Genomic DNA, 12,779 nt, shown 5'->3' on the forward strand with positions numbered 1-12,779 from the left:
CATGGGGGTAAACAGGCGAACTTTCTTGCAGGGGACCGCACTCGGCGTCGCAAGCTTGGGGATGGGCACCGCGACGGCCGCAGCCGCCGGCACGAACTGGGCGAAGCTGCGCAGGAGGCTGGGCGGCCGGCTCGTGCTGCCACAGGATCCGGGGTACGACGAGCTGCGCGTCCCGTGGAACACGATCTACGCGCACCGCAGGCCGGCCGCGATAGCGAGGTGCGTCCGGCCGGAGGACGTGCAGGCGTGCCTGGACTTCGCGTCGCACGAACGAATCCCGGTCGCCGCACGCAGCGGCAAGCACAGCTACGCGGCCTACTCGCTGCCCGAGAACGGCCTGGTCGTCGACCTCGCCGCGATGTCGGCGGTGACCGTCGCCGGCAACCGCGCGCGGATCGGTGCGGGCACGCAGCTCCTGCCCGTCTACGAGGCGATCGGCGCCGCCGGCCAGGCCCTGCCCGCGGGCACGTGCCGTTCGGTCGGCATCGGCGGGCTCACGCTCGGCGGCGGCATCAGCGTGCTCGGCCGCAAGTACGGCCTCACCAGCGACCACCTGGTCAGCGCCAGGATCGTCACACCGGATGGGTGCCTGCGCACCGCCTCCGCGCACGAGGAACCCGACCTGTACTGGGCGTTGCGCGGCGGTGGCGGCGGCAACTTCGGGATCGTCACGGAGTTCACCTTCCGCACCGATCCCGCGCCCGAGCTGACCGTGTTCAACCTCGCCTACCCGGCGGGGGCGTCGGCGGACGTGTTCGACGCCTGGCAGGAGTGGATGGCCCAGGCGCCCGACGAGCTGTGGTCGGGTTGCCGGATCGAGGCGGGCGAGGTGTCGGCCCCGAACGTCGGCGGTGTGTACGTGGGCCCGAAGAAGAACTTGTTGCCGTTGCTGGACAAGATGCCGGCCGGGACGCGTGTGGTCCAGGAGATGGGCTACCTGGAGACGATGCGCCACTACGCGGGCAATCCCGGGCCGGGTTCCCGCTTCGCGGCGTCGTCGCGCATGCTCCGCCACCACGTGCCGGGCGAGCGGGCCGCGGGCCTGATGGACGGGCAGACCGACGGTGCGATCCTGTTCGACTCGTTCGGCGGCGCGCTCGCCAGGGTCGCGCCGGACGCCACGGCGTTCCCGCACCGCGACGCCCGTGCCAGCGCGCAGATCTTCATGGGCGCGGAGAACCGGACGGAGGCGGAGGCGCGCCGGATCCTCGCGGGCGTGCGGGACGGGCTCGGCGCGGGCAACACCGGGTACGTGAACTACATCGACCCGGAGATGCCCGACTGGCCGACCGCCTACTACGGCCGCAACCTCGCGCGACTCAGGAAGGTCGCGCGACGTTACGACCCGGACCGCGTGCTGGCGTTCCCGCAGGGCCTGTAGCCGGATTCCGCGCCTAGATCTGGATTCCGGTCAGCACGGTCACTCGTTCCTCGGTGAAGTCCTCCATCGCCGACCGGACACCCTCACGTCCGGTGCCCGACCCCTTCACGCCGCCGTAGGGCATCTGGTCGGCGCGGTAGGACGGCACGTCACCGATGATCACGCCACCGACCTCGAGCTCGGCCGCGGCCTCGAACGCCACCTGCACGTCACGGGTGAAAACCCCGGCCTGCAGCCCGTACTTGCTGTCGTTGGCCTGTGCGAACGCGTCCTCCACGCCGTCCGCGACCGACACCACGAGCACCGGCCCGAAGATCTCCTCGGTCCACACCTTGGCGGTCTTCGGCACGTCCGTGAGCACGGTCGGCTCGACCGTCGCCCCGGTCCGCTTGCCGCCCAGCAGCACCTTCGCGCCGACGTCGGTGGCCATGTTGACCCACTCCTCGACGCGCCGGGCGTTGTCCTCGTCGACCAACGGCCCGACCTCGACCTCGGGGTCGTGGGGGTCGCCGGTCTTCAGCGCGGCAACGGCCTCCACGAGCTTCGGCACGAACTCACCGGCCTTCGACCGGTCCACGATCACCCGCTGCACGGCGATGCACGACTGCCCGGCCTGGTAGTTGCCGAACGTCGCGATGCGCTGCGCCGCGTGGTCCATGTCCGTCCAATCAGGACAGACGATGGCGGCCGCGTTGGAACCCAGCTCCATCACGACGTGCTTGCGCGGCGCGGCTTCCATCAACGACCAGCCGACCTTCGTGGATCCCGTGAACGAGATCACCGGCAGTCGCTCGTCCTTCACCAGAGCGTCCATGTCCTTGCCGCGCACGGGAAGGATCGAGAACGCGCCCTCGGGCAGACCGGTCTCGGCCAGGATCTCGCCCAGCAGCAACGAGCTCAGCGGCGTCGCCGAAGCGGGCTTCACGATCACCGGCGCACCCACCGCGAGCGCCGGGGCGACCTTGTGCGCCACCAGGTTCAGCGGGAAGTTGAACGGCGCCACGGCCAGCACCGGCCCGCGCGGCACGTGCCGGACGATCGCCATCCGTCCCACGCCACCGGCATCGGTGTCGAGCCGCTGCAGTCCACCGGTGAACCGGCGCGCCTCCTCCGCGGCGAAGCGGAACGTGTTGACCGCGCGCTGCACCTCGATCTCGGCCCACTTCAGCGGTTTGCCGTTCTCGGCGGTGATCGTCTCGGCGATCTCCTCAGCGCGTTCGGCCAGCGCCCGCGACACGTGCAGCAGCGCCTCGGCCCGCACGTGCGCGGGTGTTCGCCGGAACTCCTTCGCGACGGACGCCGCCGCCGCGATCGCGCGTTCCACCTGATCTCTGCCCGGCACGGCCACCGAGGCGACCGCGGTGCCGTCGAACGGGTGGAAGACCTCTAGCGCCTGCTCGCCCTGCTCGGGGCGGCCGGCGACCCAGCACGGCCTGGGTTGCGGCGTGAACGCGTCCATGAGACTCACGTTAAGCCCTATTGGCCTGCACGTACTTGATGAGTTCCAAGTAGTAGTCGTCATGCCGTTCAGTCCGCTGGAGCACGAACGCCGGATGTTTCCGAATCGTCTGAATCATGTCGTCCAGCCGGATCAACACGTGCTCCGCCACGTACTCGATTCCGTACGTCTCGCAGAACAGCCGGGTACGCCGTTCGCGGTCGTCCGGCAGGGCCAGCACGAACTGGATGATCGCCCAGCTGACGTCCCACCAGCGCGGACCCGGGTGCGCGCCGTCCCAGTCGAACACCCCGGTGGGACGCCCGTCCGCGAAGACGATGTTGTACGGCGCGAAATCACCGTGCAGCACCACCTCGACCGGCTCCCTCGCCGCGAACTGCCACCCGTCCAGGCGAATCCCGAGACGAGATGTCTCGTCGTGCAGCCGCCTCAGCAACCGGGCCGACTCGATCAACGTCGCGTCGCTCGAAGGGGGCACGTGGCCAACGTCACCGGGCAGGTAGCTGAGCAGCTCGTGCTCCGCGTCGAGCCCGAGCGGAACCGGCGCGATCCCCAGAGGCGCCAAGCGTCGCAGCAGTTCGTGCACGCGCGGCGCCCACGGCCCGGCCGGTCGCCGCACCGCGTCACCCACCCTGAACACCTGGTTCAGCCCGCCACCGGTCAGCAGTTCACCGTCCACGCATGAGATCCTTGACGGCGTGTCCGACACCAGCAACCGCCCTGTTCTCGTCGTCGACTTCGGCGCCCAGTACGCGCAGCTGATCGCCCGCCGCGTCCGCGAGGCCCAGGTCTACTCCGAGGTCGTTCCGCACACCGCGACCGTCAGCGAGATCCTCGACAAGAACCCGCTGGCCATCGTTCTGTCCGGTGGCCCGTCGAGCGTCTACGCGGAGAACGCGCCGCAGGTCGACCCGAAGCTGTTCGAGACCGGCGTCCCGGTCTTCGGCATCTGCTACGGCTTCCAGGCGATGGCGCGCGCACTTGGCGGCGCGGTCGAACAGACCGGCACCCGCGAGTACGGCCGCACTGACCTGAGCGTGCCCACCGAGGGCGGCGCGCTGCACCAGGAACTCCCCGCGAGCCACCCGGTGTGGATGAGTCACGGCGACGCCGTCACCAAGGCGCCCGAGGGCTTCACCGTCACCGCGACCAGCGAGGGCGCGCCGGTCGCCGCGTTCGAGGACACCGAGCGCCGCTTCGCCGGTGTGCAGTACCACCCCGAGGTGCACCACTCGCCGCACGGCCAGGAGGTGCTGCGCCGGTTCCTGCACGAGATCGCGGGCATCCGTCCGCAGTGGACCACGTCGTCCATCCTGGACGAGCAGGTCAGCCGCATCCGCGAGCAGATCGGTGACGGCAAGGCGATCTGCGGCCTGTCCGGCGGCGTCGACTCCGCCGTCGCGGCCGCGCTGGTCCAGCGCGCGATCGGCGACCGCCTCACGTGCGTCTTCGTCGACCACGGCCTGCTGCGCTCCGGCGAGCGCGCCCAGGTCGAGCGCGACTACGTGGCCGCCACGGGCATCCGCCTGGTGACGGTCGACGCGCGCGAGCGGTTCCTGAACGCCCTCGCCGGCGTCACGGACCCGGAGGAGAAGCGCAAGATCATCGGCCGCGAGTTCATCCGCGTGTTCGAGCAGGCCGAGCGCGACCTCAAGGCCGAGGGCGACTACAAGTTCCTGGTCCAGGGCACGCTCTACCCGGACGTCGTCGAGTCCGGCGGCGGCGCGGGCACCGCGAACATCAAGTCGCACCACAACGTCGGCGGCCTGCCGGACGACCTGCAGTTCGAGCTGGTAGAGCCGCTGCGCGCGCTGTTCAAGGACGAGGTCCGCCGCGTCGGCACCGAGCTCGGCCTGCCCGAGACGATCGTGCAGCGCCAGCCGTTCCCCGGCCCTGGCCTCGGCATCCGCATCATCGGCGAGGTCACGCAGGACCGCCTCGACACGCTGCGCCAGGCCGACGCCATCGCACGCGAGGAGCTCACCCTGGCCGGCCTCGACCGGCAGATCTGGCAGTGCCCGGTCGTGCTGCTGGCGGACGTCCGCAGCGTCGGCGTCCAGGGCGACGGCCGCACCTACGGGCACCCGATCGTGCTGCGCCCGGTGTCGTCCGAGGACGCGATGACCGCGGACTGGACGCGTCTGCCGTACGAGGTGCTGGAGCGGATCTCGACCCGGATCACCAACGAGGTGGCGGAGGTCAACCGCGTGGTGCTGGACGTGACGTCCAAGCCGCCGGGCACCATCGAGTGGGAATGACATGAAGAAAGGCCCCGGGAGACCGGGGCCTTTCTCGTCAACGCCGCTGATGCTGGAGAAAACTGGAGTCGACGGTCACCGGGCCGGTCAGGCGCCACGCTCCTCGCTCGAAGGCCAGGTTGCCCGTGACCGTGAACGGCAGCCTGCTCCGGTGAGCGAAGATCGCCCAGTCGTAGTCCTCGCCGCTCAGCGGGACGTGGATCTTCCTCGTTCGTCCTCGGACCTCGGCACTCAGCACGATCGTCGTTTCTTCTTGATCGTCTCCGCTTGAATCCTCGCGGGTGAGCGATCGAACCTGGCCGACGATGGTCTCCGTGTGCGGCGGCTCTTCACGCCGGACGAGGCGTTCCCGAACACGTGGCAGTCCGAGCATCGCGTCACGGTTGACCACGATCCGGGAGGCGGGCACCTCTGGCCGAGGTTCGCTGGCAGCCCAGTCGAATGACAGGTCCAGCTCGCGTAACGAGTCTGACTCCGTCAGATCTTGGAGCGACTCCACGAGGTTGGCGCTGAGGCCAAGTTCAGCGGCACGTTCGACGGCACGGGGGTCCCAGTTCAGCGACAGGTCCTTGGCCGCGTACAGGCCTGTGGCAAGCGTTTCCATCACGCGTCGTTGGAACGGGGTCACACGGATGACCGGGGCATCGGACTCGGGAAGTGGATCGCCGAGCCGCGTTACGACGGTGAATACGAAACTGCCGCGCTTCGTGTGGCCGAGCCGAACGTCCTCGTCGAGGAAATCGGTCACCGTGCTGGAGCGGCGCCCGCGATGGGAGTGCGACGGATCGTCAGCAGAGGTCGCAGCCGCCTTCAGCATCTTGAACAGGGCGTCCAGGGACTTTTCGGCCTGCTTGAACGGCAGAGTCCCGTCGATCATCATCTGGTCGAAGCGGACGAAGAACAGATCGGCGCGGGTGGCTGTGATCTTTTCGGCCAGGTGTGCGGGATCCCAGTCGTAGACGATGGCCAGGCTGTGCAGGGTGTCGCGGAAACGCTGGGCGAAGTCGACGAAGTCCGTGGCCAGCGGAAGCATGATCCGCGCCTCGTCGTTCAGGCGCCAGATCTGCCGCACCTCGGGAACCTGCGTTTCGAGCTGCCAGTCGTTGGCGGCGAGGTACTGCTGGACGGCCAACGGGTTGAGGCTGTCGGCGAGCTCGCGGTACTCGTCCAGTGATGGGCTGCTCACCATTCACCTCCTTCGCCGACCCTCTGCATGATGCTCTGCAAGCTTTCTACATCGAAGAGGTTAGTTCTCGGCAGATGGACTGTCTTGCTGGTGGCTCCGTCGCTGATGTCGCCCAGAAGCCTGGCGTGCTGCCAGTACATCCGGCTGGCGGTGAGAAGGCGTTGCTCGCTCAGACTCACCAACGGCTGTTCGTCGCGAGGAATCACAAGCACACCGAGGAACGCCTCGTTGTACCGCTTGCCATGGGTGAGTTTCAGGAACGGGTCGCGCTCCATCCTCCACGAGAAGTGCGCGTCTCGGAGCCGGACCTGCTGGGTGGTGCACTTGAGCTGAAGTTCGAACTCCGGGCAGTAGTACTTCACGTACTCGGTCGATGATGCGATGGTGATGTCCACACCGTCGTAATCCGTCTCGTGCCACTTGATCGAGCAGCCGGCCGCAGCGGCGATCATCCTCACGAACGCCAGGCTGAACTGCTCCTGACGGGCGGTGATCGGCAGGCCGCCGTCGAGCGGTGTCACCGGATCCGGACCGTCGCCTCCGTCTGTCATGGGCTCCCTCCTCCAGCGGCGGACCGCCAGCACACTAGGTGCCGTCGAGAGGGGCGAAAGGGGGATATGTGGGACGCTCACCCGAAAGTGAAGAAAGGCCCCGGGAGACCGGGGCCTTTCTCGTCAGCGGCTCGTGCGTCAGCGGCTCTTGCGTCGGAGCGAGTTCGTCAGCAGCACCAGGCCGACCACGATGGCCGTCCCCCCGAGCGCCCACCGGAAGTCGAACCAGAACGACCCGTTGCTCAGCACGTAGGCCGCCACCAGCCCGCCGCCGATCCCGAACACCAGCGTCACGGGGTCGATCCGCCTGCGCATCCCCTGCTCAGTCACGGAGCACCTTCACCTCTCCGACGCTCGCCTGCACGTCGAGCTCGATCTTCAGGCCGCCCTCGCCGTTCTCGCCGAGGTCCTTGCCGCTGACGTCCACGCTGCTGCCCTCCGCCCGCTTGCCGAGGCAGTCGAGGTCGCCGATGGACGAGGCCTCGCACCGGTACGTCACGTCCGCGTTCTTCGGCACGTGCACCCTCACCTCGCCGAGCTCTACCGCGATCGCGGTCTTCACCTCACCGGAGTCCGGCAGTTGCCGCAGGTCGAGCATCACGCTGCCGACGCTCGTCGCGTACCGGTCGCGGACGTCGCCGACGGTCTTGGGCGTCTCGTTGAAGCTGCTCAGCTTGCTGGGGCTGCCGTCGAAGTCGATGGCGGTCAGGCCGAAGCCGACCACGGACAACGGGATGAGCAGCCAGACCAGGCCACGTCCGCCGCCGGTGAACGAACCGACCAGCAGGCCCGCCGCCAGCACCGCGATCAGCAGGCCGATGGTGTGCGCCACGGTGAACCACGGCGCCCAGACACCCGCGATCGCCGATCCGGCGACCACCAGCGTCGCCACGCCCAGCGTCATCAGCCCGATGCGCGGCTTGCGTGGCCGGTGCATCGGCGGCTTGGGCGTCGGGGCGGGCGCGGGTTCGGGCAGGTCCCACGCGAACGGGGCGGCGCCCAGCGGGTCCCAGGCCGGCGCCCCCGGCGCCGGTGGCACGGGCGCGGGTTCGGTCAGCGTGACGGCCGGCTGCAGGTGCCCGCGGTTCTTCTGCAGCAGGTAGATGCACGCGACCGTCGCGGCCAGCGTCACGAAGACCTGGAACCCGCTGTTGCCCCCGAAGGTGAACGCGAGCGTGGGGAACATCAGGATGCCCAGCAGCACCGTCTGGCCGTGCGACATCGAGCTGGAGCCCTTGTTGATCAGCGACTCCAGGGGCGAGACCGCGTCCCCCTCCTCGGGCAGCAGCAACCAGCCCGCGAGGTACACCGGCAGGCCGACGCCGCCCGACAGGGCGAGTGCGACGAACGCGATCCGGACGATCACCGGGTCGATCTGGAAGCGCAGGGCGATACCGGTGGCGACACCACCGGCCTTGCGACCTGCACGGGGCCGCACCGGACGGTGGACCCAGAACTCTCTGAGCGTGTCCGCCACGCCCTGCATTGCCTTCTCAGTCCCGCTCACGACGACAAGATTGCGCTGTCACGCCTGGAACCACATCAGGGACCAGCCCTGATTCACGGAACCGGGGTCATCCCTGATGAACAACCAGCCACGACGTGTGACGATCAGTCGGTGAGTGCACGCATTGAGCCGATGCGCCGTCGACGCACCGGCCGGGTGGTCGCGGGCGTCGCGAGCGGACTGGCCGACCATCTCGGCGCACCTGTCTTCTGGGTGCGCGCGATCTTCGCCGTGTTCGCCGCGTTCAGCGGGGGCGGGATCATCGCCTACGCGTTGCTCTGGATGTTCGTCCCGCAGTCGGCGGTCACGGAACCGGAGACCGACAAGGACCGCAAGGAGTGGCAGCAGGCCGTGGGCCTCGCCGCGCTCGGCATCGGCGTCGCGGTGTTCACCGGCCTGCTCGGGGGAGCGTGGAGCGGGTGGATCACCGGGCCGATCGCCGTGGCGCTGATCGGTGCGGCCGTCGTGTGGCGTGAGGCGGACGAGGCGCAGCGACGCCGCTGGAGGGACGGGGCCTTCTCGCAGGGGAAGACCGGCATCGTGCGGACGGTCGCGGGAGGCGCGCTGGTCGTGGCGGGGGTCGCCGCGTTCCTCGTGGTGAACGACTCCGTCCAGAACCTCTCGACCGTCGTGCTCTCCGTGCTGGCGACGTTGATCGGTGTCGCGGTGCTGACCGTGCCGCTGTGGATGCGGTTGGTGCGCGATCTCGACTCGGAACGCCGTGCGCGCATCCGCACCGAGGAACGCGCCGAGATCGCCGCCCACCTGCACGACTCGGTGTTGCAGACGCTGGCCCTGATCCAGAAGCAGTCCGAGTCGCCGCGCGAGGTCAAGCGCCTGGCACGCAGCCAGGAACGCGAGCTGCGCAGCTGGCTCTACGGCCGTGAGGTGGGCGAACTGCCGCTCTCCATCAGTGTCGCGATCGCCCAGGCGTGCGCGGAGGTGGAGGACGACTTCGCCATCGCCGTCTCCCAGGTCGTGGTCGGCGACTGCGAGCTGGAGGACGGGATGTTCGCACTGGTGCAGGCGTCGAAGGAGGCGATGGTCAACGCGGCCAAGCACGCGGGGGTGGCTGAGGTCAGCGTCTACGCCGAGGTCGAGCCGGAAAGGGTGACGGTGTTCGTGCGCGACCGCGGCAAGGGTTTCGACCCCGACGCGGTGCCGGAGGACCGGCATGGCCTCGCGGGCAGCATCCGGGGGAGAATGACCCGGCACGGCGGGGAGGTGCGACTGCGCACGGCTCCGGGAGAGGGGACCGAGGTGCAGCTCGAGATGCCGAGGAAGACGGAGGCCAGGACATGAGCGTCAGGGTGTTCCTGGTGGACGACCACGCGTTGTTCCGCGCGGGGGTCAAGGCGGAGCTCGACACCATCACCGAGGAGATCGAGGTGGTCGGCGAGGCCGGCAGCGTCGGCGAGGCGGTGGCGGGCATCGCGCACCACAGGCCGGACGTCGTGCTGCTGGACGTGCACATGCCCGACGGCGGCGGCGCCGAGGTGCTGCGGCAGATCCGGACCAAGATCCCCGAGGTCACGTTCCTCGCCCTGTCGGTCTCCGACGCGGCCGAGGACGTCATCAACGTCATCCGCGCCGGCGCACGCGGGTACGTGACGAAGACGATCTCCAGTCAGGAGCTGGTCAAGGCCGTCGTGCGGGTCTCGGAGGGCGACGCGGTGTTCTCGCCGCGCCTGGCCGGGTTCGTGCTGGACGCGTTCGCCGACCGGCCGGGTGCCGCGCCGATCAGCGACCCCGAGCTCGACCTGCTGACGCCGCGCGAACGTGACGTCCTGCGGCTCCTCGCGCGTGGCTACGCCTACAAGGAGATCGCGTCCGAGCTGTTCATCAGCGTGAAGACGGTGGAGACGCACGTGTCGAGCGTCCTGCGGAAGACCCAGCTGTCCAACCGGTACGAGCTCTCCCGCTGGGCCACTGACCGCAGACTGGTCTGACGGACTTGATCAAGAAGGTCGCCCGCGGTGCCACCGAGGTACTGGCGCCGTGGGTCTTGCACGCCGCTGTGGCCTGGGCAGCCGTCGTGACGCCGGCGATCGTCCACAGCCCGTGGTGGCTGCTTCTCGCGCTGCCCGCCGCGTTCGTGGCGTGGTCCCGCGCGGCCGGCGGCGGGAGCTTCTGGCTGCTCAGCTGATCTGCGTGATGCTGGTGATCCGCATTTCGTTGTTGACGGCGGCGACCTCGGCCTCGTAGACGCCGTTCTTCTGCTCGCCCAGGGCCGTTTGCAGTGCCAGGTCGAAGGTCACCACCCATTTCGGGCCGTTCGACCGGACGGGCACGCTGGACAGGGAACACTTGACCGAGGAGTAGCCCTTCCACCGCGCCACGTACTTCTCCTGCGGCTCGGTCGCCTGTTCGTGGAGGTTGCGCCACGCCACGTCGGCGCTGGTGGGGAGCTGGCCGTAGTGGTCGAGCACGAACCCGGCCGCCTCGGTCGCGGTGAAGTAGCGGGGCTGCTGCTGCTGGAAGTCCGACTGGTAGAGGGGGGTGGTGCCCCCGCCATGGGTGCCGCTCCAGTACGCGGCGGCGGCGCCACCACCGATCGCCAGCACCGCGATGACGGCCAGGATCACCAGGATCCGCCTGTTCGGCGCCCTGCGCCTGCTCTGCTGCTGCGGGATCTGCAGCGGCTGCGACGGCTGCGGCTCGGCGGCCAGCAGATCCGCGGCCTCCTGCGCCGTGGGCCGGTCCTTCGGGTCCTGTGAGAGCAGCCGCATGAGCGACGGGGTGAGCTCACCGGCGTTCTTGGGATCGCGGAGCTGCCCGCTGGCGGCGCGGTAGATGAGGCCGAAGCTGTTGTCGCTCGGCCCGAAGACCGACTCGCCCTCGATGGCCGTGTAGATCATGGCGCCGAGCGAGAACACGTCGGACGCCTCGTCGGGCTGCTCGCCGCGCGCCACCTCGGGTGCGAGGTAGGCGGGGGTGCCCGAGATCATGCCGGTGTCGGTCATCGTGCCGTCGCCGGTCGCCTTGGAGATGCCGAAGTCGGTGAGCTTGACCGTGCCGTCGTGGCCGATCAGGACGTTGCCGGGCTTGACGTCGCGGTGGACCAGTCCGGCGGTGTGCGCGGCGGCCAGCGCCGAGGCGACCTTGGCGCCGATGCTCGCGGCCTGGGCCGGCTTGAGCGGCCCGCGCTCGGCGATCAGCGCCGAGAGGCTGTGCGACGGCAGGTACTCCATGACGATCCACGGCTCTTCGTCGTCGCTGCCCACGACGTCGAACACCGCGATCGCGTGCTGGTGGTGCAGCCGGGCGGCGTTGCGCGCCTCCCGCATCGCCCGCTGGTGGTCACCGGTGATGAGCTCCTTGACCGCCACCTCGCGGGCCAGCACCTCGTCCCGTGCCCGCCAGACCACCCCCATGGCCCCGCTGCCGATTCGCTCGAGCAGCGTGTAGCGGCCCCCGATGGTTGTCACACCCTGAGACTAATCAATCGCGCAGACGTGCATCTGCGGTTCCCCGCTTGCGGGGTGGTGCAGATCGCGCCGGACGAAGGGTCTTCGGTAGCCGCTGGCGGCGCGGCCAGTTTTCAAGTACTTTAAAAGTATGCCCACCGCTTCTGGGATCAACTTCAGCGAGTTGTCCAACAAGCCTGTCGACTCGGTGCGAAAGCTGCACGAGTCGCCGAATCAGACTCTGCTCCTGCATCGCCGCGGTGGTGAGGAGGACCTGGTGCTGACGACGGCCAGCAGGGCTGAGGAAGTGCGGGAGGTCGTCTCGACCACCACGACCCTCTTCATCGCTCTGATGCAGCACCACGCCGAGGTCCGCGAACTGGTCACAGATGTGATGCCCAAGGTGTTCCCGTGGGTCCGGTTTCTGCCGCGCGAGGACATGCAGGCGTTTGTCGTCGAACTCGTCGAAACGCTCGAAGCCGCGAACTCCCTGGGCAGTCCGGCACCCGTGTCGCGGCTGATCGGTCAATGGCGGCGCACCGCCGAGGTTCACGCTGATCCGCGACTGGTCGCGATCCTCAACCGGGATGACGGCGAGGACTTCGGCGAGGTTCCGGCGCCGGGGGCCACCATCGCGTGAGCCCGAAGAAGAACGATCCGGTCGCTCCGCCACCCGTCAACGGGGAGTGGCAGATCCGTTTTCGCACCAGCGAGTCGGTGAAGGGCTGGCAGGAACTGGAGAACCGCGCTACGAACAACCTCCGCCGGGCCTGGGACGCCATGCGCACGGACCCTGGACCTGCTGTGCAGACCAGCCGTCACGAGCAGCTCAAGGGCAGCCTTTCGTGCGGGGCCCGCGGCGGCCGTGCCATGCCGCGCTGGCAGATCGAAGTCACCGGTGGGGACCGTGTCTGGTACCTGCTCGACGTGGAGAAGCACACGGTGTGGATCGACTACGCCGGCGCGCACCCCAAGGCGACCGAGTAGCAGTCGCGATCTCGCCGCCGCTGCCCACGACGTCGCAGATCGC

General features: G+C 69.1%; 14 protein-coding genes. 7 read left to right on the top strand and 7 right to left on the bottom strand.

From position 1 onward, the window contains the following. Nucleotides 1–61 precede the first annotated feature (61 nt). Nucleotides 62–1,381, top strand: coding sequence for an FAD-binding oxidoreductase (locus IG04_RS0121015; protein ID WP_245815889.1), 1,320 nt, complete (start codon nt 62–64; stop codon nt 1,379–1,381). Between the two features lie 13 nt (nt 1,382–1,394). On the opposite strand, the gene IG04_RS0121020 is transcribed toward IG04_RS0121015, so the two are convergent. Next, nucleotides 1,395–2,840 carry an aldehyde dehydrogenase family protein gene (locus IG04_RS0121020; RefSeq protein WP_030478378.1) on the bottom strand — a complete coding sequence of 482 codons (1,446 nt, stop codon included), beginning with the start codon at nt 2,838–2,840 and terminating at the stop codon, nt 1,395–1,397. A 10-nt stretch (nt 2,841–2,850) separates the two neighbouring features. Then, entirely contained in the window at nt 2,851–3,519 is a 669-nt protein-coding gene (locus tag IG04_RS42725; RefSeq protein WP_051770317.1) for a phosphotransferase family protein, read from the bottom strand. 19 nt (nt 3,520–3,538) lie between these two features. On the opposite strand from IG04_RS42725, the gene guaA reads away from it, so the two are divergent. Further along, complete coding sequence (gene guaA, locus IG04_RS0121030) at nt 3,539–5,098, top strand: glutamine-hydrolyzing GMP synthase (RefSeq protein WP_030478380.1); 1,560 nt, start codon at nt 3,539–3,541, stop codon at nt 5,096–5,098. 37 nt (nt 5,099–5,135) lie between these two features. Here guaA and IG04_RS0121035 read toward each other — a convergent pair whose 3' ends face one another. The 4 genes from IG04_RS0121035 to IG04_RS0121050 form a co-directional block, all read right to left on the bottom strand. After that, complete coding sequence (locus tag IG04_RS0121035) at nt 5,136–6,284, bottom strand: hypothetical protein (RefSeq protein ID WP_030478381.1); 1,149 nt, start codon at nt 6,282–6,284, stop codon at nt 5,136–5,138. Beyond that, entirely contained in the window at nt 6,281–6,805 is a 525-nt protein-coding gene (locus IG04_RS0121040) for a DUF4365 domain-containing protein (protein ID WP_211257787.1), read from the bottom strand. Before IG04_RS0121040 ends, IG04_RS0121035 begins: the two co-directional genes overlap by 4 nt. A 168-nt stretch (nt 6,806–6,973) precedes the next feature. Further along, on the bottom strand, nt 6,974–7,165 hold the full coding sequence (locus IG04_RS46600; RefSeq protein WP_036015313.1) for a hypothetical protein: 192 nt from the start codon (nt 7,163–7,165) through the stop codon (nt 6,974–6,976). Then, nucleotides 7,158–8,342: a PspC domain-containing protein gene (locus IG04_RS0121050; protein WP_144065195.1), complete on the bottom strand. Its 1,185-nt coding sequence runs from the start codon at nt 8,340–8,342 to the stop codon at nt 7,158–7,160. Before IG04_RS0121050 ends, IG04_RS46600 begins: the two co-directional genes overlap by 8 nt. A gap of 24 nt (nt 8,343–8,366) precedes the next feature. Here IG04_RS0121050 and IG04_RS0121055 point away from each other — a divergent pair, with 24 nt between their 5' ends. The 3 genes from IG04_RS0121055 to IG04_RS0121065 are packed head-to-tail and all read left to right on the top strand — an operon-like array spanning nt 8,367 to nt 10,488. Next, nucleotides 8,367–9,644, top strand: a complete 1,278-nt coding sequence (locus IG04_RS0121055; RefSeq protein WP_420843951.1) for a PspC domain-containing protein — start codon at nt 8,367–8,369, stop codon at nt 9,642–9,644. Further along, nucleotides 9,641–10,291: a response regulator gene (locus IG04_RS0121060; protein ID WP_030478385.1), complete on the top strand. Its 651-nt coding sequence runs from the start codon at nt 9,641–9,643 to the stop codon at nt 10,289–10,291. The genes IG04_RS0121055 and IG04_RS0121060 overlap by 4 nt, the downstream gene beginning before the upstream one ends. A 5-nt stretch (nt 10,292–10,296) precedes the next feature. Beyond that, on the top strand, nt 10,297–10,488 hold the full coding sequence (locus tag IG04_RS0121065) for a hypothetical protein (protein WP_030478386.1): 192 nt from the start codon (nt 10,297–10,299) through the stop codon (nt 10,486–10,488). Here IG04_RS0121065 and IG04_RS44120 read toward each other — a convergent pair. Further along, on the bottom strand, nt 10,481–11,770 hold the full coding sequence (locus tag IG04_RS44120; protein WP_051770322.1) for a serine/threonine-protein kinase: 1,290 nt from the start codon (nt 11,768–11,770) through the stop codon (nt 10,481–10,483). The two genes, IG04_RS0121065 and IG04_RS44120, sit on opposite strands and share 8 nt — an antisense overlap. A 130-nt stretch (nt 11,771–11,900) precedes the next feature. On the opposite strand from IG04_RS44120, the gene IG04_RS0121075 reads away from it, so the two are divergent. Together IG04_RS0121075 and IG04_RS0121080 are read left to right on the top strand one after the other, a co-directional pair. Beyond that, a complete protein-coding gene (locus IG04_RS0121075; RefSeq protein ID WP_030478388.1) occupies nt 11,901–12,389 on the top strand; it encodes a hypothetical protein in 489 nt (162 codons plus the stop codon). Beyond that, nucleotides 12,386–12,736 (top strand): hypothetical protein, encoded by a 351-nt coding sequence (locus IG04_RS0121080; RefSeq protein ID WP_030478389.1) that lies wholly within the window; start codon nt 12,386–12,388, stop codon nt 12,734–12,736. The genes IG04_RS0121075 and IG04_RS0121080 overlap by 4 nt, the downstream gene beginning before the upstream one ends. Nucleotides 12,737–12,779 lie beyond the last annotated feature (43 nt).

The organism is Lentzea albidocapillata (assembly GCF_000719115.1).
GTDB classification, from domain to species: Bacteria; Actinomycetota; Actinomycetes; order Mycobacteriales; family Pseudonocardiaceae; genus Lentzea; species Lentzea albidocapillata.

What these genes read in the sequence shown, in the direction of transcription:
- IG04_RS0121015 (WP_245815889.1), top strand. Translation starts at nt 62, where the DNA reads ATGGGCACCGCGACGGCCGCAGCCGCCGGCACGAACTGGGCGAAGCTG.
- IG04_RS0121020 (WP_030478378.1), bottom strand. Translation starts at nt 2,840, where the DNA reads ATGGACGCGTTCACGCCGCAACCCAGGCCGTGCTGGGTCGCCGGCCGC.
- IG04_RS0121060 (WP_030478385.1), top strand. Translation starts at nt 9,641, where the DNA reads ATGAGCGTCAGGGTGTTCCTGGTGGACGACCACGCGTTGTTCCGCGCG.
- IG04_RS0121075 (WP_030478388.1), top strand. Translation starts at nt 11,901, where the DNA reads ATGCCCACCGCTTCTGGGATCAACTTCAGCGAGTTGTCCAACAAGCCT.